General features: G+C 47.4%; 26 protein-coding genes and 1 pseudogene. 6 read left to right on the top strand and 21 right to left on the bottom strand.

Features of this window, described 5'->3' with window-relative positions; genetic code table 11:
- Both H8S63_RS14735 and H8S63_RS14730 read left to right on the top strand, forming a co-directional pair.
- The coding region (locus tag H8S63_RS14735; protein ID WP_255467670.1) for a TraM recognition domain-containing protein at positions 1-1,455 on the top strand (1,455 nt) is incomplete at its 5' end.
- 115 nt (positions 1,456-1,570) lie between these two features.
- Positions 1,571-1,966: a hypothetical protein gene (locus tag H8S63_RS14730; RefSeq protein ID WP_118430366.1), complete on the top strand. Its 396-nt coding sequence runs from the start codon at positions 1,571-1,573 to the stop codon at positions 1,964-1,966.
- A gap of 44 nt (positions 1,967-2,010) precedes the next feature.
- On the opposite strand, the gene H8S63_RS14725 is transcribed toward H8S63_RS14730, so the two are convergent.
- The 16 genes and pseudogenes from H8S63_RS14725 to H8S63_RS14650 all read right to left on the bottom strand — a co-directional run bounded on the left by H8S63_RS14725 (position 2,011) and on the right by H8S63_RS14650 (position 13,237).
- Positions 2,011-2,532 carry a hypothetical protein gene (locus tag H8S63_RS14725; protein ID WP_118430367.1) on the bottom strand — a complete coding sequence of 174 codons (522 nt, stop codon included), beginning with the start codon at positions 2,530-2,532 and terminating at the stop codon, positions 2,011-2,013.
- Between the two features lie 96 nt (positions 2,533-2,628).
- Entirely contained in the window at positions 2,629-3,141 is a 513-nt protein-coding gene (locus H8S63_RS14720; protein ID WP_118430368.1) for a hypothetical protein, read from the bottom strand.
- A 44-nt stretch (positions 3,142-3,185) separates the two neighbouring features.
- The gene (locus tag H8S63_RS14715; RefSeq protein WP_118430369.1) at positions 3,186-3,707 is read right to left on the bottom strand and encodes an Imm42 family immunity protein; all 522 of its coding nucleotides are present in this window, start codon (positions 3,705-3,707) and stop codon (positions 3,186-3,188) included.
- Positions 3,708-3,795: 88 nt separating this feature from the next.
- Positions 3,796-4,020 (bottom strand): hypothetical protein, encoded by a 225-nt coding sequence (locus H8S63_RS14710; protein WP_029427360.1) that lies wholly within the window; start codon positions 4,018-4,020, stop codon positions 3,796-3,798.
- 54 nt (positions 4,021-4,074) lie between these two features.
- A complete protein-coding gene (locus H8S63_RS14705) occupies positions 4,075-4,599 on the bottom strand; it encodes a hypothetical protein (protein ID WP_118418114.1) in 525 nt (174 codons plus the stop codon).
- 61 nt (positions 4,600-4,660) lie between these two features.
- Entirely contained in the window at positions 4,661-5,725 is a 1,065-nt protein-coding gene (locus tag H8S63_RS14700) for an ankyrin repeat domain-containing protein (RefSeq protein ID WP_032581399.1), read from the bottom strand.
- A gap of 70 nt (positions 5,726-5,795) precedes the next feature.
- Complete coding sequence (locus tag H8S63_RS14695; protein ID WP_186927216.1) at positions 5,796-6,497, bottom strand: DUF1963 domain-containing protein; 702 nt, start codon at positions 6,495-6,497, stop codon at positions 5,796-5,798.
- Between the two features lie 48 nt (positions 6,498-6,545).
- Positions 6,546-7,247 carry a hypothetical protein gene (locus H8S63_RS14690; RefSeq protein WP_118430371.1) on the bottom strand — a complete coding sequence of 234 codons (702 nt, stop codon included), beginning with the start codon at positions 7,245-7,247 and terminating at the stop codon, positions 6,546-6,548.
- A gap of 71 nt (positions 7,248-7,318) precedes the next feature.
- Positions 7,319-7,939: a hypothetical protein gene (locus H8S63_RS14685; RefSeq protein WP_032581398.1), complete on the bottom strand. Its 621-nt coding sequence runs from the start codon at positions 7,937-7,939 to the stop codon at positions 7,319-7,321.
- A 71-nt stretch (positions 7,940-8,010) separates the two neighbouring features.
- Positions 8,011-8,466, bottom strand: coding sequence for a macro domain-containing protein (locus tag H8S63_RS14680; RefSeq protein ID WP_029427323.1), 456 nt, complete (start codon positions 8,464-8,466; stop codon positions 8,011-8,013).
- A gap of 96 nt (positions 8,467-8,562) precedes the next feature.
- Positions 8,563-9,042: a DUF6678 family protein gene (locus H8S63_RS14675; RefSeq protein WP_118430373.1), complete on the bottom strand. Its 480-nt coding sequence runs from the start codon at positions 9,040-9,042 to the stop codon at positions 8,563-8,565.
- 45 nt (positions 9,043-9,087) lie between these two features.
- The gene (locus H8S63_RS14670) at positions 9,088-9,867 is read right to left on the bottom strand and encodes a hypothetical protein (protein ID WP_055168134.1); all 780 of its coding nucleotides are present in this window, start codon (positions 9,865-9,867) and stop codon (positions 9,088-9,090) included.
- Positions 9,868-9,954: 87 nt separating this feature from the next.
- Complete coding sequence (locus H8S63_RS14665; RefSeq protein ID WP_004295476.1) at positions 9,955-10,485, bottom strand: SMI1/KNR4 family protein; 531 nt, start codon at positions 10,483-10,485, stop codon at positions 9,955-9,957.
- 74 nt (positions 10,486-10,559) lie between these two features.
- Positions 10,560-11,252 carry a hypothetical protein gene (locus tag H8S63_RS14660; protein ID WP_121955962.1) on the bottom strand — a complete coding sequence of 231 codons (693 nt, stop codon included), beginning with the start codon at positions 11,250-11,252 and terminating at the stop codon, positions 10,560-10,562.
- Between the two features lie 80 nt (positions 11,253-11,332).
- Positions 11,333-11,704, bottom strand: a complete 372-nt coding sequence (locus tag H8S63_RS14655; protein WP_118430375.1) for a hypothetical protein — start codon at positions 11,702-11,704, stop codon at positions 11,333-11,335.
- 401 nt (positions 11,705-12,105) lie between these two features.
- Positions 12,106-13,237, bottom strand: a pseudogene (locus H8S63_RS14650) (tyrosine-type recombinase/integrase).
- A gap of 277 nt (positions 13,238-13,514) precedes the next feature.
- On the opposite strand from H8S63_RS14650, the gene H8S63_RS14645 reads away from it, so the two are divergent.
- From H8S63_RS14645 to H8S63_RS14630, 4 genes are all read left to right on the top strand, one after another.
- A complete protein-coding gene (locus H8S63_RS14645; protein ID WP_118430362.1) occupies positions 13,515-15,035 on the top strand; it encodes a DUF4099 domain-containing protein in 1,521 nt (506 codons plus the stop codon).
- Positions 15,036-15,123: 88 nt separating this feature from the next.
- Positions 15,124-17,226: a type IA DNA topoisomerase gene (locus tag H8S63_RS14640; protein ID WP_121955959.1), complete on the top strand. Its 2,103-nt coding sequence runs from the start codon at positions 15,124-15,126 to the stop codon at positions 17,224-17,226.
- Positions 17,223-17,699 (top strand): hypothetical protein, encoded by a 477-nt coding sequence (locus H8S63_RS14635; RefSeq protein WP_008627641.1) that lies wholly within the window; start codon positions 17,223-17,225, stop codon positions 17,697-17,699. The genes H8S63_RS14640 and H8S63_RS14635 overlap by 4 nt, the downstream gene beginning before the upstream one ends.
- A gap of 165 nt (positions 17,700-17,864) precedes the next feature.
- Positions 17,865-18,764 carry an Abi family protein gene (locus H8S63_RS14630; RefSeq protein ID WP_009017655.1) on the top strand — a complete coding sequence of 300 codons (900 nt, stop codon included), beginning with the start codon at positions 17,865-17,867 and terminating at the stop codon, positions 18,762-18,764.
- 174 nt (positions 18,765-18,938) lie between these two features.
- Here H8S63_RS14630 and H8S63_RS14625 read toward each other — a convergent pair whose 3' ends face one another.
- From H8S63_RS14625 to H8S63_RS14605, 5 genes are all read right to left on the bottom strand, one after another.
- A complete protein-coding gene (locus H8S63_RS14625; RefSeq protein WP_117912760.1) occupies positions 18,939-19,430 on the bottom strand; it encodes a dihydrofolate reductase family protein in 492 nt (163 codons plus the stop codon).
- 409 nt (positions 19,431-19,839) lie between these two features.
- The gene (locus tag H8S63_RS14620; RefSeq protein ID WP_004327328.1) at positions 19,840-20,199 is read right to left on the bottom strand and encodes a helix-turn-helix domain-containing protein; all 360 of its coding nucleotides are present in this window, start codon (positions 20,197-20,199) and stop codon (positions 19,840-19,842) included.
- Entirely contained in the window at positions 20,174-22,273 is a 2,100-nt protein-coding gene (locus tag H8S63_RS14615; RefSeq protein ID WP_117515176.1) for a bifunctional DNA primase/helicase, read from the bottom strand. Before H8S63_RS14615 ends, H8S63_RS14620 begins: the two co-directional genes overlap by 26 nt.
- A complete protein-coding gene (locus tag H8S63_RS14610; RefSeq protein WP_032581435.1) occupies positions 22,236-22,664 on the bottom strand; it encodes a helix-turn-helix domain-containing protein in 429 nt (142 codons plus the stop codon). Before H8S63_RS14610 ends, H8S63_RS14615 begins: the two co-directional genes overlap by 38 nt.
- Before the next feature lie 238 nt (positions 22,665-22,902).
- Positions 22,903-23,739, bottom strand: a complete 837-nt coding sequence (locus tag H8S63_RS14605) for an RteC domain-containing protein (RefSeq protein ID WP_004327325.1) — start codon at positions 23,737-23,739, stop codon at positions 22,903-22,905.
- Position 23,740 lies beyond the last annotated feature (1 nt).

Here is a 23,740-nt window from a genome sequence, read left to right as displayed (position 1 = left end):
GAAATAATGAGCCGGTTTCTATATAGAAATTTAGAATTGCTTGAGCCGTATGAGGGGAAACTCTCATGTACGGTTCTTAGGGGGGAAAGCTCCCGAAAGGGAGCTGACCTACCCGACCAGACCATCGAGAAGGGCTATTCGCTCTTCCTGTATGATTTCAAGTACCCCGACCTCTCCGAGATAGCCTACAACCACCTGCTCGCCCATTTGGACGGCTACAAGGTCAAGCCCAAGTTCTACGTGATAAACTTCGACAATCCGAGGGAGAGCCACCGCTGCAACCCCATCCACCCGGACTTCATGACCGACATATCCGATGCCTACGAGAGTGCCTACACGATTATGTTAAATTTGAACCGCACGTGGATTTCCAAACAGGGCGACTTCTTCGTAGAATCGCCTATCATTCTGTTAGCCAGCATTATATGGTATCTAAAAATCTACAAGAACGGCAGGTATTGCACCTTTCCCCATGCCATTGAGTTCCTGAACCGCAAGTACGCCGACATTTTCCCCATCCTGACCTCGTACCCGGAGCTGGAGAACTACCTTTCTCCCTTCATGGACGCATGGGAGTCCTCGGCGGTGGAGCAGTTGCAGGGGCAGATAGCCAGTGCCAAGATACCGCTTTCCCGCATGATCTCCCCGGCGCTCTACTGGGTGATGACGGCGGACGATTTCACCCTCGACATCAACAATCCCGAAGAGCCGAAAGTGCTCGTAGTCGGCAATAATCCCGACCGTCAGGGCATCTACGGGGCGGCGTTGGGACTGTACAACTCCCGTATCGTGAAGCTCATCAACAAGAAGAAACGGCTCAAATCCGCCGTGATTATCGACGAGCTGCCCACCATCTACATGCGTGGGCTGGACAACCTCATTGCCACCGCCCGAAGCAACAAGGTAGCCGTCATGCTCGGCTTTCAGGATTTTAGCCAGTTGAAGCGTGATTACGGAGACAAGGAGTCCGCTGTAATCTGTAATACCGTCGGCAATGTATTTGCAGGTCAGGTAGTTGCTGAAACCGCCAAGACGCTCTCCGAGCGTTTCGGCAAGGTCTTGCAGAAACGGCAGAACATGACTATCAACCGGAACGAGACCTCCGTCTCCATCAACACCCAGATGGACAGCCTTATTCCGGCAAGCAAGATTTCCAACCTCACGCAGGGCATGTTCGTCGGGGCGGTAGCCGACAATTTCGACGAGCGTATCGAGCAGAAGATTTTCCATGCCGAGATTGTCGTGGACAACGAGAAGGTCAGACGGGAGACCGCCCGCTACGTGAAGATACCGCAGATCATCGACTTCACCGACAAGGACGGCAACGACACCATGCAGCAGCAGATTGATGCCAACTACTACCGCATCAAGAGCGAGGTCAGGCAGATTGTCGCCGACGAGATCGGGCGCATCAAGGCAGACCCGGAGCTGTCGCATCTGATTAAGGACAAGTGAGGATAAAAATACCCCGTCGGCAAGAACAAGCCGGCGAGGTCCTTTTTATTGGGTATGGTGTTTTTCGGTATGAAGTAATGGTTAAGTGGGTAGAAAACATTATTTTTGTAACAAGATGGATAAGGACAATCGCAAATACCGGATCTGCTTCATCGACTATATGTGGTATGTAGCCGAGATATGGCACGAAAGGGAGCATACCAACCTTAACGGGCGTATGCTGTTGTTCTTTTGCTGGCTCTTTGCCATACTCGTACCGCTTGGAACACCATTGATGTTTCGCTATTTCAGTTGGATTGTTGCTTTTGCCATAGTGATGATTCTTTGCTTTCTTCCCGACTTGTTTTGCCAGCTCCGCTACACAGCCGGGCGGCGTGAAGCACTTCGTGAATATTACGGAAAGATGAAACATCCCGGCAGGAAGCTCGCCAAAATAGTCCTTATCGCTATCGCCCTGACCGTGGTGAATGTCGCACTGATGTTTCACCTCGGATTTATACATTGGGCATGATGAAACGGCAGGAGAATAAGCATCGGTTCTATCTCTGGGACTACTTACATATCGGCTAATTTCCATTTCACGGCAGAAGCCGAAACATCATCATCTATATATGCTTGCAAATAGGAAGCCAAGTCTTTATATCGACTTTCGCCATTACAATCATACACCCATAATTCCGGTTCTTCCGTACCGTCAAACCAGATTAGACAAATCATTTCATAACTGTTATCACTTGCGGCAAAAATAGAAACTCTGTTAAGTGCAAATAACCCGGTTGCATGATCTTCCCAATTACCCATTGAGGCTTTTACATTTCGAACAATTCCAGCCAACCGTTCATCATCTGCACCTTCACTCCAAAAACTTTCCATTTCTTCCGTATCAAGCCAATCTCCATGTGTGGCATTTAGCCATTTACCGAATAACTCATACCTGACTTTCAACATAGGAGAGTCTTTTCTATAAACACCACTTTCAAGAGTCGGCACACCCTTGTGAAAGTCGATAACCTTACTTGTTTGAGGATTATCTTCCAAAGTAATAACTATATCAAGTAATTCTTTTATCGTTTTCATTTCCTTTCTATTTGATGCTAATGTCCGGTGGCTAACCGACCTTTTCAGGGGAGGATAAGCCGCTTGTTATCGTCTATATTTTCTCAACAATCCAAGTTACTCTAAAATATATCCATCATCTATCATCTGTCGTACTCTTTCAGATACATAAACATTATGAATCTTGTCTATTTTTATTGCTATAAAATTTCTCTTTATCCAAAGATAAAAAGCATTTTGCCATTTTAAAAATTCATTACTCTTAGAAAGTAATACTCCATCTGTTAAATATTTAGTAATTCCAGATATATTACCTCCTACAATTTTTTTATTTGCCACATCTATATATGCTCTATCAAAAGTCAATATATCACTAATCATAAAATTAGGTGTAAATATCTTTTTAAATGACACAACAGATTCTATTTCTTCAATTTCTACCGAATGTTTTTCTTTGTACACAATTACTCTATTCCAATCATTTTCATCAAAATCACTAATTTGTATGGGTCTCAAATCAAATCCAGACAATGGCATTGCTGATATAAATATCTGTTTCTCTCTAAAATATTTGTCCAAAAGATAATAATCTTCTTTTATACAATATAATTGAATCTGTTTTGCATTCATATTTTAATTTTGTTGATGCTAATGTCTGGCAGCGTTCCGCTTGTTCAGTCGGTTTGCTGTTTGTTATTGATTATTTTATGATAATAGGAATCCAGTTCGTTAACCATAACACATAAGGTTGATTTAGATATTATCACTTCATTAATTCCCGTTTCATTAACTTCAAAAATCCCTTTATCATCTGATGCCTTCGTAATAAGTATGCGCACGTTGTCGTCATGGGCTACAACAAACGCATATACTCCATTATCTTCCAGCGTGGAAGTCATGAACTTATAACTATAATCATTATCTCCACTGTCTGGGTATGTTATTGACAACAAATACTTTATTGCATTAAGAGGTGTTGTGCAAAACAGGGTTTCATTATTGCTTAAACATATATGATGTTGAAAATCATATAACAGGGAGGGTAGTTCACTATTTAAGGTTGATGTATCAACACATGGATATATTTTACCATTTACTAACATACAGAATATTCCGTTTATCCACGCTGAATCATCATTCCAACTTGGAACAATGTCAACCCAAAATGCAAATTTATATGGATCTCCTATTATCATACTTCTTTGTTTTAATCAATAATGTCTGGCAGCTAATCGACCTTTATGGGCGATTGAGGTGCATGTTACTGATACATTCTTTTAATTCTTATATCCTTTCTAATTCATATAAAACTTCTTTCAGTAAGTCATATTCTTTATTATTCAAATCTCCATGCGCTAATAATCCGCAAAGATTAGAATATATCTTATCATAGATTTGTGGATCAGCATCATTCTGGAAGGAATGTATTAGTTTCTTATAAAACTCATTCCTACTTTCCGATAGCTCTGTCATTTGCTCCAATTTTCTAATAAGTTCTTTCGTATTCATTCTTATCGGTAATGTCTGGCAGCGTTCCGCTTTAAGCGGTAGGGCTGTTTGTTACTAACTTTTACACATTGAATATAGATTAATTTTATTTTTGAATATTTGTTCCGATTCTTTATATCCTTGCATTTTATAATATTCAAGTAAAATATCCGGATGCTTATTCAGTAAATAATAATCTATTAAACAATTTGCAACATCAAGATAATCATGCGTTTTACAACGCTGCTTATATTCGTCTTCCGAGATTTCAAGTTCATTTAATATATAATCTCGCTCCGACTCATCTATAACAATTTCTTCGTTTTCCCACTCTAAAAGCACGTATTTGCAAAAAGCCCTAAAACTATCCGATAAAAGATAAGTATATAAATCTTTTATTGATAATTCTTGAAAGTTACACTTACAGAGCAAAGTATTACATTCGGAGATGTAATCTTCAAGGTTATCAATTCGTGCTTCCTCCCAAGAGTCATTTTCTTTACAAAAATAAAGTTGTGGCAACTCTTGTTGAATTGTTTGCCATAGTTCCTTCAATTCTTTACTTTGAAGTAGTCTTTCAATTTCTATTCGATTTACCATATTTCTTGCAAGTTAGTAATGTCCGGCGGATAATCGAGTTTTTAGAAGATTAATCCGCTTGTTATAAACTCAATTCAATCGCTTTCCATTTCTTAGACTTCAATTTTTCTAAAGAGTGTTCGCTATATCCCTTTTTAGTAGCTTTTACAGGAATAAGCGTATAAAGAGTAACCATATCCTCTTTGTTATCATATTGATTCGCTGTATCAGAGTAGTTATAATCTACGACATAGAATCCAGCCAATTTCTCCGACCAAGAGATTGCGTTGAACCCTTTCTCTGTTTTGGATATAAAATCTCCATCAGAGAATGTTCTTCCGTTACGGACTTGGTTCGTCAATTCTTTCATTACCATATAAGGGAACTGTGTCTTCTCCATTTTAGAGTATGGATTCCAGCCAAACGGAAGCACAATAACAAACTCCACATAAGGCTGGGTATATTGGAAATTTCCTACACTGAACAATAACGAATTGTTGCCTCTATTAACAACCGCAAGCCTATTGAATACACCATTTTCCATTTCATTGAATTTGTTAGGAATAACTCTGCCAATATTCCAGTCTATATGTTGGGATATGCCACCACCTACTTCAGACCATACATAATCGTGGTTGATATTGGACAACGCACCCTTTTCCTTCAGAAAAAGGCTTATTTCGTTATGTCCACTACTAATAGACCAATCAAGAGGAGAAAAAAGTAGAGTTGTAGTAAGCCTATTTATATCCGCACCTTTCTCTATAAGATAGCGAACAATCTCAAAATGCCCTTTAGCGGCTACTTCATTCAAAGCTGCTGTTGTAGAACTTTCATAAGCATTTATATCTGCACCATTTTCTATCAATAGTTTGACTATTTCTAAATGGTTTCCAGACGAAGCACCCCATAAAGGAGAAAATAATCTATCTTTAATACAATTTACATCGGCTCCATATTGAATTAAAGTCTTGCAAATTTCATAAAAACCTTTCTTTGCAGCTCGGCATAAAGGTGGATGAAGCGTATATAAATTCTCATCATTCAAATCCAGATCTGAATGTTGGTCGAGTATATTCGACACTTCCTGCACGTTGTTATCGCCAACTGCTTTTTCCAGTTTTATATAAATTTCTTTATTATTCATCTATTGAGTTTATAATGTTCGGTGAATAATCGACCTTTTGGGAGATTGATTCGCTTGTTATCTGCATTTACTAATAAAAATCACAATAAAGCCTCCAATCTCCAGTTTGACTGTTTTTTGCCAAATAGAAATTTCCGCTATCTATGATATTAAGGTTCGCTTTTTCATCTGAAGCTATCTGAATCATAAATTCATATCCATCACCGAAATCTATACCTGACTGTATATAATTAGGATAACCGCCTATTTTATGCCCGGCAAAACAATCCGTATAGTCATAATAGTCGGTGATTTCCCCGGAATCTTCCATTTCCACCAACTCATCTTCTATATCCATTGGAATGTCGCCACTATCCCATATAGGATAATCTTCAGTAATTAGTTGGCTTTTCAGCGGATAGGGCTTTATGCGTAACGATGATTGCATGTATATATCCTTAACAACCAACACATCTTCTTCTTTGTATTCACGAATAACCCAATCATCTCCGTTATATGCCAGTCTGCCGGGCATATTTTCAGACACAAAAACAGTCAATACTTTCGACCCTTTAAGTGTATCAGGAATATAGGGCAACTCTTCAAGACATATTTGTAATAATGGCAACATTGCTTTACCATTGTCATCTATCGGTATATCTTCACTTTCTCTATATAGATACACTTGACCAATCCAACTTTCTGTGTTGGAATTTGTAGGTCTAAATCCCCCGGTTATAAAACCAGTTGCCCTTTTAACCAATTGTTTTTTTATTTCTTCAATTCTTTTCATTTTTTTCTATGCAGATAATGGCTAAGCGGGGAACACCGTTAGGTGTTATCACGCTTTGTTAGCTACCTCTTTTGTATTTTCCAATTCTTCAATAGTTCTCAAACACATTCCTTTAATGCTTTTGTTTGAGGATTTCTGATAGACTAAACGCAAACTGTTTAGAATATCCATTCGTTGATTGTCTGTCATAGTACCACCAAAGAAATGATTGTTGCCGTTAGCAACTCCGGTGCAATGCCTTCTTATCCCCATTGTAATGTGACTTATAGTAAGCAGATCTCTTTTCTTTAACATTACATTACAGAATATGTCCCATACATCATTATCCCCCATATATCCCATTATAGAACCTGACATTTGACGGACTATCGTACTTGAATGATGTGCATATTGTTTTGCAATCTCATAAGCTCGTTGCTTAAATTCCACACAAGAGGATTCTTTTGCAAAATCTTTAGCATAACAGCCGTGATCTATATATCTTTCACACACCATAAGCAATATTAATAAATACTCCCAAAGTAACTTTTCTTCTGTTTCTTGATGTAAAACCCGAATTAACTTTTCTCGGTTATCCGAAGATAAAAACCAAGTTTGCACACTTAATGTGTCACAGGTCTTTCCGAACAACTCGCTACGGGATGCCATAGATATAAATTTCACATATTTTTTTCGTTGCACTACATTTTCAGATTGTAGTTCTTCCAGTGCGACATCTAATGTTTCTTTGGTGTACTTATACTTTCTCATTTTAATTCAATTTGCATGGTAGCTAATGTCTGGTGGCTAACCAACCTTTTCAGGGGAGGTTAAGCCACTTGTTAGCAACTTCTTATCGTCTTATAGATTATTTCAGAATATCCATTTGGAAATGATTTGGTAATACTTTCTAAAGCCCCATCGTCTTGATATTGGAATATATGAATTAAATCACTACCACTATTACCCTCAATATCATATTGTTTTACTTCAATATGTGTCAAAGCATTTTCTTTATAGATATAATTTTCTTCACGGCTACCATACTTACCACATAACTGTGACCGTTTCAACTTTCCGTCCTCGAAAAAGTAATGGCATACATTCATCAAATGTTTTCCATTATCATATAGAATACTTTTCACAAGATTGTCTGTATAATATAAGAAGGTGTGATAAAACTGATCTTCAATAGAACAACCGACCTTAACTTCTACGATTTGATTTTGATTATTAAATCCGTAGATACAAAGATTTTTGGTGCTTTTTATTGTATCAGGACGCTTTACAGGTTTTCCTTGTTTGCAACCATTACGCTGATAGGAATATGGAGTAAGTTCATAAAACTCGCCCTTATACAACTCAGTTCTGACAACATCGTTTTCTATTTGTTGTCTTATGGTTTCAAAGTCATTTTTCAATGCTTCAAATTCAGTTCTTATAGTTTCTTCAATCATTTCCATCTATTTGGGGTTGCTAATGTCCGGCGGATAATCGACCTTTCTGGGGAGATTGAGCCGCTTGTTATCTGCCACTATTCACTTTGATAAGTTTCAACTACATACAAATCAACGTTAGGATAATCGTTTGAAACTTTGTTCAAAACAGCTTTTACATCATCCCATTTTAATCCTCCTAATCCAGCACCGATTGCAGGTAAGGCTATTGCCGTTACATTATCACCACTGGCTAACTCAAGCATCTGTATCAGTGCCTTTTCGATATACTCTATTTTAGCTCGTGTTCGCCACGTTGCTTGAGTGCCAAGATTATATATATGCCCGTTGCCATAATCATAATCAAATACATCTCCGGGGCAAAACTTGTTTTCTTTGCACAATAGCTTATATTCAAGATACATATCTGGATATTTGTCTTTGAACTGCACGGCAATGCCTTTACCCATTGCACCGGCGCAATTACATCCGTGCGCATAACTACTTACACCCTCAATGCGGAATATGTCGCCTTTCTCAATATACCTAATCATTGTTTTTTCTTTTTTATTGTTATTTTATTCTGGCAGATAATGTTTGGCAGCGTTCCGCTTGTTCAGTCGGTTTGCTGTTTGTTATCGGTTTATTCATCATTTATACCCGTAGATTACAAACGTATGTTCATCTTCCTTCTCAAATGGTATATGATACTTATAAAGAATTTCTACCAATATATTTGATTTATCTATGATTTCGGGATTTATTAATCTTCCTTTGTGAATTTTATTCAAAGGCTGTATTGCCATCCATTCAATATTAAAGAATGGTGGCGGGGCGTATTCCCAATTTTCATATATAAGTTCCCAATCTCCATAAATCGGAAGCGTCGGTACTTCAAATACGGGAGAATGTTCAATCTCATCAGTCAAAAGTTGAACACCATATATGGGTTCAAATTTCGAAATAGACAGAATAGCGGTTTGTAATTTTAGCCACTTGGAATCATTCATTATAGAAGATAGCCCTCTCCGTCTAACTATCATTTCTACTTCATCTTTCAAATCTATATAGTTAGAATTGATAAATTCCTTATACTGACTGTAAATTGTATTTATATCATATATCTCCATACCTTTAATTCTTGGATTTACCGATAATGTTTGGCAGCGTTCCGCTTATTCAGTCGGTTTGCTGTTTGTTATCGGTCTATTTTCTTCTACTTCAATCTTTCCTCCAAGTTTTTCAATTTCTTTTCGGTATTCATCCACGATTATAGAGTTTCCTATTCCAAGTAGAATTTTATCTTTTGAACAAAATTCCTTAATTTCACTCAATGGAACAGAAAATTTCTTTTTTAAATACAGCATAATTTTAGGAAATTCATTTCCTTTATCGACAAGATATATATTGTAGATTTTAGGACTAATGATAGTCAGATAATCCCCTAATTCTGTATTTTCAAATTGAACGAACTCGGAAATTGGTAATATTGCATAGCGAAAGCAATCTGATTTTGTGTCACAAAATACAATGGCATATCCGTCTTTGTTAAGTTGCATATTCATATCTCGAAATAACAAAGGCAAATAATCCCCACGGTGAATTTTCTCCCAATCCAAAGACGCCTCAAATTTCTTAGTGTTCCATAAGAAATGTTCTATTCCATAATGTTTCAACATCATCGTAATGGATCGCTTAACCTGCCCGGGATATTCCTCACCACTCCAATCAATAACTGCCATTCTACGAGAAGTTATAGCAAAACAAAGCATAATATCCACTTCACTTAATTCATTATCATCAGAGTCTATATCGTACCATCCTTTTTCAAACATTTTCCTATGTTTGAGGATAAAGGTTCTCTTATCTACATTGAACAACTGAATCATTTTCAGAAACTCATCATATTGTTCTTTTAATAAGACTTTTGTGAATGATTGAAGTTTATTATCCATATTTGCAATTTGAAATTTTGACCGATAATGTCCGGCAGATAATCGACCGTTAGGGAGATTCATCCGCTTGTTATGTGCCTTACTTTACTATTCCTCATATTTCTCAGCATTTTCAAGCCCTCGTATAAAATCCTCAAAATTTTCTGCTAATGTAGTTATTTTGAAATCTGATTCCTGATCGATATGCACAACTTTTGGTTCTCCGAATGGACCACATTCTCGATAATCCAAGAAAATCATATCATGCCCAGCACTCGGACAGTCACAAATAGCCACACCTATTTCCGGATATCCCCATTCATCAATCATAAACTGACTGCCAATTTCTCCACATAGTGAATAGTCCTTTTCCCTACCTATACCGTAAATGCCAGTTATAGCAATATGGTCTTCAGCCCAATTTGTGGGTGAATCAGTAGGGAAGCATGTATTGAAAGGGATGCCTCCATTATGCTGCTTCATCAGCCATATATAGGAAGCTGGCAACTTGTATCCTAATTCTTTCTCTACATCAGCTATCAATTCATCAGTTGGGGCATCACTGATATACTCCTTGCGGGCATAGTAATTATCATCCCAAAAGTTTGTAAAATCAAAACCTTCAAATTCTTGTTTCATATTCTCATTTTCTTTTTTTGTGGCACATAATGTTCGGCAGCGTTCCGCTTTTCAGTCGGATTGCTGTTTGTTAGTCATGTCCGACATTCAACTATATTTAAATTATTATTCAATTTTCTCGTTTTGTTGATAAACAACTTTTCTTTTATTGCTTGTTCTAACTGTTTATTATTCCATATATTTATCTCATAAATCTGCGGGATAACACCTTGTTTAACTTGTAACAAAACCTCCCTTCTTCGCTTAGTTGCTTCAATTTGCACCGAAGTGACTCGTCTTGTAACAGAAAATAAAGAAGTGATAAAAGATTTTTTATCTATTACTTCAGAAAACAAATCTTGATTTTTCTTTAGATTAAAACAATATCCATAATCAAAATGATAAAAATCATAAATGCTTTTTATCAATGAATATAAATTTTCCATATTCTGATTGTTTGTTTCAATTATCAGTTCTATCAATCCACAGCACTCCGGTTTGATTTGATTAAGCAATTCATTAGTATAAAACAAAGAAGTGCTTTCGTTTTTAGAAGCTGCGGATAAATCAACAATCTCCTTATTGTGTTGTGATAAATAATGGAAGAAACTATTTATTGTTTTCCACGCTCTACCCGAATAATTGATTTCGATATGACTTACGGATTCATTTAACCATGTAGCTGAAACATAATTATCGTAGGTAGTTAACAGTTTTCTAATGAAATCCATATCAAATAATATGACTTCATCAGAACTAATCACCTTATATAGTTTTATTATCTTCATTTCTGTTTTATAGTACATGACTAATGTTCGGCAGCTAATCACCGTTTAGGCGATTGCGGTGCGTGTTATCGGCATATTGATTATTTAATGATAATCAAATCACCATCTACAAATCCAACTGCGATATGTTCTACTCTAAAAATATTTAAGTCAGCAAGTTCATTGAGTAAGTCTTTAAGAATAGCTACAACTATTTCTAACACTTCTTCCCATTTTAGTTTGTCTGAAATTTCAAAATTAGGACAACTTCTTTGAGTTGGTTCAAAACTTTCATCACATGCCCAATCTTCATCCTTTTCATCAAACCAAGTAGAACCGACCATTTCTAAGCCATAAGGTTCATAAAGATTAAAGCTCAAAGCCACAATATCAGAAGGCAATTCTTCTGTTTTATCAATATTGACAATCCATCTTTTGATAACTTCTTTTAAATCATTTGTTTTAGTATTCATTTTTCTTCCAATTAAAAATTGAACATTTTATTGAGCCGATAATGTTTGGTGGCTAACCGACCTTTCAGGGGAGGTTAAGCCGCTTGTTACTAACATTTTATTGTGTCAATTCATTATTAGTTTTACAACAGACCAATGACATTTGCAACAATATATATTGTCGCTATGTTGTTCTATACCTTCTATATCTATCATTGGAAGTTGTAATTTCTTTCCTTTCATCACAATCTCAAACTCATTGAAATGCCAATCTTTAAGTTCTTGTTTTTCTATTGTGAAGCCACAACTCTGTAAAAGTGTTGTAAGCTCTATTATAGGATTGCATATTGATTTGTATTGACACATATTATTTTTTCCTTGTTAGTAACATGTAATTATCAGCGGTTTTCGCTGTTATTTTCTTATTTAACTATCTCGTTATCACTTTCAAGAATATCATCCAATGGAGTGCGGATGCTGCTCTTGAAAGTGTCGGCTATATGCACGTACATTTCTGTCGTTTTCAGTTGGTTGTGCCCCAACAGCTCTTTCACGATTTTCAAGTCCGTGCCTTGCTCGATCAGATGCGTGGCGAACGAGTGCCGCAACAGGTGGGGGTACACCCGCTTGGTGATTCCGGCTTCCTTCGCCGCCTCTTTCAGCTTCTTCGACACGATGCTCTCCGTAAACGGCTCACCCTTGTACCGCTCGAACAGCCATTCCTGCGGCTTGTATAGCTTGGTGTACTCGGTCAGCTTTCCTGACAAGGGGCTTCGACAGCAGCGTGTAGCGGTCTTTCCTCCCTTTGCCCTGCCGTACCCGTATCAGCGAACGGCTCACGTTGATGTCGTGGGGCTTCAAGTCCAGCAGCTCGCTGATTCTCAACCCGGCGGAGTAGAGCAGCGAGAACATGCAGAACAGCCGGATGTCCGGACCGGTTGCGTCAAGGATGGATTTTATCTCCTCCTTGCTCAGCACGTCGGGCAGCGTCCGTTCCCGTTTGGCTCGCTTTACCTCGTAACATTTCCGTTCCAATCCCAGCACCTTCTCGAAATAAAACTTGATCGAGTTGATGCGCAGGTTCTGTTGGCACGACGAGATCCCCCGTGTGTCAATCAGGTGCACGATGTAGGCGTTGATTTCTTCCGGTCGGATGTAGCGGAGGTTTCTTCCCGCAAAGTATTGCTGGAACTCCTTGAAGTAAGTGGTGTACGCACGGACGGTATGCTCGCTGTATCGCAGTTGTCGCAGCGTTTCGGCATAGCCGGGCGGGATGGCGGGGCTGGTTTTCCCGTTTTTCTTGGGCAAGGTGTTTTTCAGGGCGGAGTAATTGATATACGCCGTTTCCACATGGCGGTCGAAAAAGCCGGACAGGTCGAAGCCTTCTTCCGGCAGGTAGGCTCTGTCCCCCTCGAACCGCACGCCCTTCTCTTTCGACAGCGACAGCCGGATGGCATCGTCCTCGTCGAACTCCACTTCCACGTATTTCTGCCCGTCACGGATGGCAGGTGAAAGCGTTATTCTCGGTTTGCTCTGATAGACTTTCATACGCATCGCATGGGTGGCAATGACAGACCGTGTCCCTCATTACCCATATTTTACAAATATAGAGAAAACAACGAATTATCGCCGTTTCCCGGAGGAGAAAAATGCGTGCGGGGCATGATTTTTTGGTATTTTTCACAGGAAAGGGCTGCGACAAACCTGCGAACCGGACGACAAGTGCGGACAGCCCGCCCCGGACTCGCACGTTCCCCGTGTTTCTCCCTCTATATTTACGCCCGGTTTCGTTTGAGAACCAATAGTATTCACCATTTAAAAACATTAGATTATGGACGAACGACCGGACAGCAGCCAGCAGTTGATGGACATCCTGCTCGTCATGGACGAGAAAGGCACGCTCCAAGCCGTCAGCGGAGTAAAAGACGGCGAGTTACAGACCAAGAACCCACTGGAGGACAACAACGACCTCCTGCGGGTGGATCGCCACGGCGATATGTTTTCAAATTTCTTTTCCAACCTCTGGAACCAGTTGAAAGATCCGACCCGCTTCCACTTCTTCCGTGTGCCGGAAGAGGAGGTGCAGCGGGTAGCCGCCGATTTCCGGCAACGGGAGAGCCAGTCCGTCAAGACGGGCGAGCCGCTCGTTGCGCAGTACGAGGTGCAGCCGCCCGTGCAGGCGCAGCAGCAGACCCAAGCCGGGCAGCAGCAACAGCCGGAGAGTGCGCCGCAGCAGTCCGCCGGGCAGACCGAACAGAACCCGCAGTACAAGTACCGCCCGGAGGACATCGACTGGAACAGCCTCGCCGCCCTCGGCGTGCAGCGGGAGCAGATCGAAGGCAACGGGATGCTCGACCAGATGCTCCGGGGCTTCCAGACCGACAAGACCGTCCGGGTGCATTTCCACTTCGACGGCATCTCGCACAGCAACGACAGCCAGCTCTCGCTCAAGCCCGGCACGGACGGCAGGCTGACCGTGTGCAGCCACGGCATCCTCAACCCGGAGAAGATGCAGAAGCAGTTCTTCGGCTACGACATCACCGACTCCGACAGGCAGGTGCTCCGGCAGACGGGCAACATGGGACACCCGGCGACTGTCACCAACCGGGCGGGCGAGCAGGTCGAAGCCCTTGTCAGCCGCAATCTCAAGACCAACGAGCTGGTCGCCTTCCCGCTCTCCAAGGTCAATATCCCGGCGGAGAAGAACGGGCATACCTTTACCCCGGACGAGATAGCCCGGCTCAAACAGGGCGAGGCGGTGGTCTGCCAGTTCCTTTCCAGAGCCAAGGAGGGGGAGCAACCCAAGGTTTATCCGGCTCCCGTGCAGTTCAGCGCAGCCAAGATGCAGCTCGAATTTCTCTTCGGCGACCGGGGCAGGCTGGCGATGGATGCGTACAAGGCGAACCTGAAACAGACCGCCAATCAGGAGGTGCCGAAGACCTTCCGCAAGCAGGAGCTTACCGAGAAGTCCCGCCTCGAACTCGAAGCCGGGGGAACGGTCAAGGTCTCCGGCTTGGTGGACAAGAAAGGAAAAGCCTACCAAGGCTACATCACATGGAAGCCCGGCGAGAAGCCCGCCTTCATGTTCCCCAAGGACTACAAGGCGGCGCTCGAAGAGGGGCGTGTCAAGCCCGCCGTGGAGAACGAGGTGCAGGTGGCGGTCAATTCCGAGGGCAAGACCGTCGAGGCGACCCGCAACCTGAAAGAAGCCCTGCAATCCGCACAGCAGCGCCCCACCGGGGAGCAGAAACAGCAACAGGAGCGCAGGCAGGAGCAGAAAGAGGACCGGAAACAGGCACAGAAGCAGGAGCAGCCCGACAAGCCCAAGCGCAGCCGGGGTGTCCGCCGCTGATTTCCCCCGCCATTCTGTAAATGAATTACCCGGTTATCCCGTCCGAGCGGCGGGATAACTTTTGTCAAACCATTAAATTTTTAACGACATGACAGTTTGTATCTTATGTGAAAAACCGAGCGTGGCGGCAAGCGTGGCTGCCGTGCTGGGGGTAAAAGAGCGGCACGATGGCTACCTCTCAGGTAACGGCTACCTCGTTACCTGGGCGTTCGGCCATCTTGTCCAGCTCGCCATGCCCGAAGCATACGGCTACACGGGCTTCCGGCGTGAGAACCTGCCCATTCTGCCGCAGGAGTTCAAGTACATCCCCCGCCAGATACGGGAGGGCAAGGAATACAAGCCCGACCCCGGCGTGCTCAAACAGTTGAAGGTCATCAAGGAGGTTTTCGACCGTTCCGACCGTATCGTCGTGGCGACCGATGCCGGGCGTGAGGGCGAAGCCATTCATCGGTACATCTACAATTACCTTGGCTGCCGCAAGCCCTGCCTGCGCCTCTGGATCTCCTCGCTGACCGACCGTGCCATCCGGGAGGGGCTGGATAACCTCAAGCCCGGCAGCGACTACGACAACCTCTACCGTGCCGCCGAAGCCCGTGCCATCGCCGACTGGGAGATAGGGCTGAACGCCACCCAAGCTCTCAGCATCGCCGCCGGGCAGGGCATCTACTCCCTCGGACGGGTGCAGACGCCCACCTTGATGATGATCTGCTCCCGTTATCTGGAGAACAGGGATTTCACCCCGCAGACCTATTTCCTGCTGAAGGTCACGGCGGAAAAGGACGGCACGCCCTTCGCCGCCATCTCTGAATTGCGTTACGAAACCCTTCCGGCGGCAAACGCCGCCCTCGCCGCTGTAACCGCAACGGGGACGGTGCAGGTTTCCGACGTGCAGCGCAGGGAAGTGAGCCAAGAGCCTCCCTTGCTCTACGACCTGACCGCCTTGCAGAAAGAGGCGAACGGCAGGTACGGCTTCTCGGCGGACAAGACCCTCTCCGTCGCCCAGTCGCTTTACGAGAAGAAGGTGTTGAGCTACCCCCGTACCGGCTCCCGTTACCTCTCGGACGATGTGTTCGACGAGATACCCGACCGCATCGCCCTGCTGGAGCGGTACCCGGCTTTCGCCGCCCATGCCGCCGCCCTGAAAGGAGCTTCGCTCAACCGCCGCAGCGTGGATGTGGGGAAAGTTACCGACCACCATGCGCTCATCATCACCGAGTGTCTGCCCGGCGAACTGTCCGCCGACGAGCGCACGGTGTACGACATGGTAGCCGCCCGCCTGCTCGAAGCCTTCTCCGCCCGTTGCCTCAAGGACGTTACCACCGTCTCTTTCACGGCGGGGAACAGCGTGTTCACCGCCAAGGGGACGGTCATCAGGTCTGCCGGATGGCGTGCCGTGCGGAACGAGCGGGACGAGGACGACGAGGGTACAGCCGCTTTGCCGCCCTTGCAGCCCGGCGAGTCTTTCCCCCTGCAATCGGCGGAGTGCGTGGAGAAACAGACCAAGCCCCGTCCCCTGCACACCGAGAGCAGCCTCCTTTCGGCGATGGAGCATTGCGGCAGGGAGTTGCGGGACGACGAGCTGCGGGACAGCCTGAAAGGGAACGGTATCGGCACGCCCGCCACCCGTGCCTCCATCATCGAGACCCTCTTTGCCCGTGACTACGTGCGCCGGGAGAAGAAGAGCCTCGTGCCGACCGACAAGGGGCTTGCCGTGTATCAGATAGTGAAGGACAAGCGCATCGCCGATGTCGAGATGACCGGGCAGTGGGAGACCGCCCTTGCCAAGATCGAGAGCGGGGAGATGAATCCCGACACCTTCCGCAAGGGCATCGAGGTCTATGCCGCCCAGATTACCGAAGAACTCCTGCAAGTGCAGGTGTCCGTAGCGGACGGCGGACATATCCCGTGCCCCAAGTGCCGTTCCGGTCGCATCCTCCTTTACCCGAAGGTCGCCAAGTGCAGCAACGTCGATTGCTCCCTGACCGTCTTCCGCAACAAGGGGGAAAAGCAGCTCACCGACAGCCAGATTGCCGACCTTGTAACCAAAGGCAAAACATCCCTTATCAAAGGATTCAGGAGCAGGGAGGGTAAGCCCTTCGATGCGTACCTCACCTTCGACAAGGACTTCCGCACCGTGTACGGGTTCCCGCCCCGCACGGACAAGCCCAAAGGAAAGGAGCGCAGGCGATGAACGGCATCGGTTGGATCACCGTGGCGGAAGCCGCCCGGCTCTGCGGCACGGACGAGCTGCGCATCACCCTCTGGATGAACGGCAACCACATCGCCTACGCCCGTTTCGACGGCATCCTGATGATCGACGGCGCATCCCTTGCCGCCCTGTTCAGCCGCAACCGGGTCGCCACCATCTACGAGGACGTGGCGCAACAGCGGGGCAAGCCCGGCAGACCGGGCAGGCTCCGCCGCCTGCTCGACACCCCGCTCGACACCTTCGGCTTGTCGCAGCGCATCGTCCGGGCGTGCCGGGAGCTGGGCGTCTTCACCGTGGAGCACCTGCTCGTCCACCTCCGCCGCTTCCGCTTCTCCCGCCTGTACTGTGTCCGCAACTTCGGCAGCGGATCGGCAGCCGAGACCCTCCGGCGGCTCCGGCAGGACGGCTTGACAGACGGCGGCAGCCCTCGGGATTTCAAGGTCTTGTACCCGTAATCCCGGCAATACAGGTAAATAAGTGCGGCAATGTCGCACTTATCACAAAATTATTTCCGGATATATTTTGTAGTTTAAGAGATAAGTTCTATATTTGCAACCAATAGAACCTGCCAAGCCTCTTAACAATGCTCAAATAGGCGGGTCGTTTTTTTATATACACCTATGAAACAACTGTTTACCAAAACATTCTACTCCCCACAACAGCATATTGTCCTTTTAAAGAATAGAGGTTTGTTAATAGCGGACGAGGAAAAAGCCGCCGGATATATTTACAATATCGGTTATTTCCGTCTAAGTGCTTACTTCTATCCGTTGTTGAAGTTCCCAAAGGAACAACATCTGTACAAGCCGGGGGCAACTTTCGTGCAGGCGTTGAACATGTATCGTTTCGACCGCAAACTAAGGTTGTTGCTCTTTAACGAGATAGAGAAGATAGAAGTGGCTATCCGCAGTTGCATAACCAATGCGGTCAGCGAATATTTTAACGATTTGTTTTGGATTACCAACCCTGCATATTTTTTCAATATGCAGAGTTTCCGATACACACAGGACACGATAGATGCGGAATTGAAAAAATCAAAGGAAGACTTTATACTCCATTTCCGTTCCGCTTATACGGACGATTATCCGCCTGCATGGATGATTGCTGAAATTCTGCCGTTAGGATTGCTTTGCAGGATTTACACGAACCTGAAAGATAATGTGATAAAAAAACGTGTCGCCCAACATTTCGGTTTGCAAGTCCCGGTGTTCAGTTCATGGATTGTCATTCTGGCTGGCTTGCGCAATATGTGTTGCCACCATTGTCGGACATGGAACAGGGAACTGGCGACCATCACCACGGAACCACGCAGGACAAAATACGGTTGGATTGACTCTTCCCGGACAGACAAGCGCAGGATGTATTACCGTATCTGCATGATACGTTATTTCCTTTATACCGTATCGCCTAATAACAGTTTCAAGGACAAGCTGAAAACCTTGTTGGCTGCCTATCCTAATATAGATACGGCAGCGATGGGATTTCCGTCCGATTGGGAAAGCGAGGATATTTGGAAATAGGCAACACCGTTGCCTAAATTTAATATTTCTTTGCCATTCAGGATATTTTCGTTATCTTTGCGCCAGTAGAACCTGCCAAGCCTCTTGATAATGCTCAAATCGGCGGGTCGTTTTTTTATAACCCGTCATCCTTTCCTGAATGACCCAAGCCACTTTTCAGTGGCTTTTTGCATTTCATGGGCATACCCTTCCGTACACCGTCCGGATTTTCCCGTCCTCCAATACCTTGCTCGACCGCACGATCCACGTCCTGCCGTCGTTCAGCCCGCACTCCAGTGCCTTCTCGCCGCCGCCGACCAGCACCGGCACGGTTATCACCACGATTTCGTCCGCCAGCCCGTTATCCAAGAGCAAAGCCCCGGTTTCCGCTCCGTAAGCCGTTACCGTACCTTCGCCGTCCGCTTTTATTCCCCGCAGTTCCGCTGCCGCATCCCCTGTAACAAACCGCACCCGTTCCTTCTCCGTCAGGTCAATACAGCCGTCCGTCACGACCAAAGTCTCTTTTGCCGTGAGCGGCCAGCCTAGATGGTTCAGGTAAATGCGCAGGTAGGTCTCTTCGTCGATCAGCACGCAGCCGGAGGCGTCCACCGCCGCATCGAAATACTTGTCCGATCTGACCGGACAACCGTCAATGGATTGGTACACGTGCAAGGTAATCTGTTTCATATCAATGTGTTTTTAAGGATTATGTCCGCCTCGCACCCAAAAGAACAGCGTGAACTCACGCTATTCCGGAATAGAGGCACTGGTATACCCGACAAACAGAATAGGTAAGCGCACGCCGTATAAGCATACAGCATGTGCATTACACCATCCGTCCTGTTTGTCAAAAATTACCAGTTTTCTATTCCAAGACGTTCAGCGAACGTACAATATGTATATCAATCCCTGCCTGTTTCCAAGCCGGGCATGAATCTTCTATGTCACGACAGCGGGCGTGCCCGAAAGCACCGCCTTCTGTCTTCGTGCGAACAAAGATACGGAAACTTCCCGAATAACAAAACAATAGCCCCGCCTAATCTCACGATCCGGCAGGGCTTCATCCACTAAAAGCACCGTCAGAAAAATGTCATTCTCACGGGAACAGCCCCCTTTTCCTGCGCCTTTCCTCTTTCCTAGCTTCCTTCTCCTTGCGTTTCGCAGCCCGTTCCTCCACGTCGGCGAAACGGGTGCGGATGAACTCGTGTACGTCCTTCGTGCGGTAGAACACCTTGCCGCTGATGGTGAAGTACGGCAGCACCCCGATGGCACGGTAGCGTTGCAGCGTGCGGATGCCCACCTTCAGCAGCAGGCACAGGTCTTGGTTGTCCAGCACCTCCTCGCCGTCGAGCGTGTTGTTCTTCTTCAGCACCCTTTCCAGCAATTTCTCCGTCCGGTCGAAGCGTTCCATGATGCGCTCCATCCAGCCCTCAAACTCTTCCCTGTCCGTGTACATAGCAGTCGCCCTCCTTTTCGATGATTTCCTTTTCCCGCATATAGCGGATGTAGCCTTTCGCCGTCCGTTCCTTCACTTCCAGCATCTCCTGTATCAGCTCGCACAGTTCGATGTAGCCGTACTTCTCCTGCCGGGCGAACGCCTCCCGTGCCATCTCCGCCAGCTCCTTCTCCTTGCGCTTCTCTTTCTCCGCCCTCGGCTTCTCGCCCACATAGACGGGCATCCCGGCTTGCTTGTCCCATCTGAACTGCATCAGCGGAATGTCCAGCGGGCTGCCGTCCCTGACCTTCAACGCCTTCACCACCGACACCTCCGGGTTCTCGTCCTTCTCGATGGAGAGGATGGCGGCGGACTTGCGTTGCAGCTCGCTGCCGAGGTGTCCCCGCAGCTTCAGTCCGTTCGGCACGAAATGCACCACGGCGGCGATACACGTGCGGTAGATTCCCGCCAGCCGGTAGATCTCGTCAATCAGCGCCACGCTCTCCGCCTCGTCGTTGGCGCAGCGGATCAGGTCCGCCACCCCGTCGATGACGACCAGATGGATGCCCCCGTGCAGGTAGTGGTACCGGTCCATGCTCTGCACGATGGCGGTCAACCGCTCGCTTCTCGACATCCCCGTCAGGCAGTACACGTGCAGATACTCCGGCATCCGCTCACGCCCGGCACGGCGCAGCAGCCGCCCCGTGTTCTTGTGGAGCTGTTGCTCGCTCTGTTCCGTGTCGTAGAGCAGCACCGCACGCCCCTTGCGGTTCGGTTCCACCCGCACCCCCAAGAGATCGGCGTCCGTCTCCCGTTCCATGATCGCCCCGGCGACCAGTGCGGCGGTGTAGTTGCTCTTGCCCGTCCCTTCACCGCCCGTGATGCAGAGGATGTTCTCTTCCGAGCCTAACGGCACGTCCCCGGCGGTAACGATGGCGACCGCCTGTTCGGGCGGGTGGTCATAGTCGATCTCGCACGATTTCAGCATCGCCAGCGTGTCCCCGTACAGCGTGTCGAGCAGTTTCAGGAACAGCCCCATCAGCTCCTCCCTCGTGTGCCCGGCTTTGAAGTAGTCCGTCACGTCCTTCTCCGCCTTCGTCCCCGACAATGGCAGCACCAGCCGTTTCACCCCGTACTCCGCCAGTTGCGCACGGTGCTTCTCCGAGCATTCCAGCCCCGTCTTGTCCGTGTCGTACAGCAGCACGATGTGCTTGAAGCGATAGACCAGCTTGCGCACGGTCTTCGCCGGGATGACCGAGGTCTCCGAGTTGAAGCAGATGGCGTGGAAGCCGTGCGCCGCCAGCGTCAGCACGTCCTTCTCGCCGCCCGTGAGGAAGAGCAGGTCGCCCTTCGAGGGCAGTTGCTCCAGCCCGAAGCAGTAGTTGTCGCCCGTGTGCCCGCCATAGACGAAGCGCACCTCCGACATCGGGCGATAGACCTTCACGCCCCATTTCCCCCTGTACCCGAACATCGGTTCCGCCGGGGTGGAACTGAAGCCGAACGCCTTGCCCTCCCTCGTCTCGCCCCGGTACTCGGCGAGCGATACCGTCCCGTAGCGGCGCAGCACCTCCACGGTGATGCCCGATGCGCCCCAGTAGACAAGCTCCCCCTCGGTGAAGGGCTTCTCCGCCGCCCGGTAGGGCTTCGGTTCGGGACGGTCGGCGGACACAGCCGCCTCTTCCGTGTCCGTTCCGGCTTCCCCGGCACCGCCGCCCCTTGCGCCCGGCACGAGCCGCAATCTCCGACAGCCCCCGGTTCCCACCGTCCCGTCGGTCGGGCTGTCCCCGTCCAGTCCGAGGCACAGCTCCCGGTCGATGGTGTGCAGCACCTCCACGAAGTCGGCGGCGTTCCGGCAGTCCAGCCCTTTCAGCTTCGCCACGAGGAAGAAGCAGTCTCCCGAATAGTCCCCGTTGCCGAAGTCCTTCATCCGGTACGTACCGCTCCGGCGGTCGTAATACACGTTGCACGAAGCCTTGCTGTCGGCGTACAGCGGGTTCAGGAAGTTCCTGCCCACCCGCCACTTCACGGGCAGGTAGTGGCGGAACACGTCCAGCCCGTTACTGGTTCTTGCCAGCACTTCTTCCTTTCTTACCATAGCTTCCGTTTTTTCGGTTATGCAGGGGATGTTCCGCTATCATCCGGTCGATCTTGGCGGCGGGCGTCTCCACCATCCACCGCTCACGCAGGCTCTCGACAGCCTGCCGGGGATAGCGTATCTGCCGCCCGATCATCGAATAGGGGACGATGTTCTTCTGGCGGTAGCGTTGCAGGGTGCGGTGGCTGATGTCCAGCGCCTCGCACACCTCCTTGTGCGTCATCCACTTCGGGTCGGCTTTCCGTCCCTTGGTCACAGGGCTTTCCGCTTCCTCTTTCCGTTTGCGCTCCGTTTCCTCCCGGTTCCGGGATTCCTCCACGTAGGCGGTTATCTTCTCGATCTTCTCCACGAGCAGGCGGTAGGCGTTGCTCTCGATGGTCATTATTTCCATTGTCGTACTCATTTTTAGGTTTCTGCCGCAAATGTCGCCCGATTCGCCGGTTTTTCCTGCCACTATACCAGCACCTTGGCAAAGATTTTTTTTCGGGGCGCATTTTCGCCCTTGCCGCCGTTCCGGGCGGTAAAAAGGACCGAGACGGGGTAAAAAAGAGCGTCCGGAAGGCTCTTTCCAGCCCTTCGGACGCTCCCTTCCCGTGTCCTGCCGTCTCTGCCGCCCCGTTGCCAACTTGCTACCGGCTATCCATGTCCCGCATCTTTTTCAGCAGCCTCTCCTTCATCTCGTCCAAGAACGCCGTCGGGTTCTGTTGCCCCCGCAGCCTGCCGAAAGCGTGGTACACGTTGCCCAGATCCACGTGGAAATGCTTCTCGAACAGCGCAGCCAGCTCGCCGATCTCGGCGTTGCCCTCGTCCACGCTTCCCGTCACGTGTATGCCATAGACGAGCAGTATGGCGGCAACCTTCGTGTTCGTCCAGCGGTGTTCCTTCTCCGGCACGGCTTCCGTCTCCGTCCCCTGCGCCGCACGCTCCATCCGGCGGCTCAAGTGTACCAGCAGCATCTCCACCGAGATCAGCCGTGCCGCCAGTATGTCGTAGCCCGTGGAGAACTCCGCCTCCTCGTCCAGCACGAAGCTGCCGCTCTCGGGGCTTAGCTCGCCCTTCGCCCGCAGGAAATAGTAGCTGTCCCGGTACGTCGCCCCGCTGTGATAATACTGGTAAAAGGGCAGGTAGCGTTCCATCATCCGCTCGGCACGCTCCATCGCCTTGCGGTAGTACGGTTCGGCGACACGCAGGCAGGCGGGGCAGCCGCTCTCTATCTGGTACACCCGGTAATAGTACAGCAGCCTGCCCGTCAGGGCGGGTTTGTAATACTTGAAGTAGAGGATCTCCTTCGCGTCCCCGGCGAACGGATGGGCGAGGGCGTACTCCTTCAGTTCCCGGTTCTTGCCTTTCAGGTACGAGACCATCTCACGGCAGACGCCTATCACCTCCTTGCCGTCCATGCCGGGGGCTGTGGTCGCCATGCGCTGATCCACCTCCTTCAGCAGCCCGTTAAAATATTCTTCCATA

Source organism: Bacteroides sp. NSJ-39 (assembly GCF_014287315.1).
GTDB classification, from domain to species: domain Bacteria; phylum Bacteroidota; class Bacteroidia; order Bacteroidales; family Bacteroidaceae; genus Bacteroides; species Bacteroides finegoldii.
Note: the sequence above shows the minus strand (reverse complement) of the source record. Positions and strands in the feature narration are given on the sequence as shown.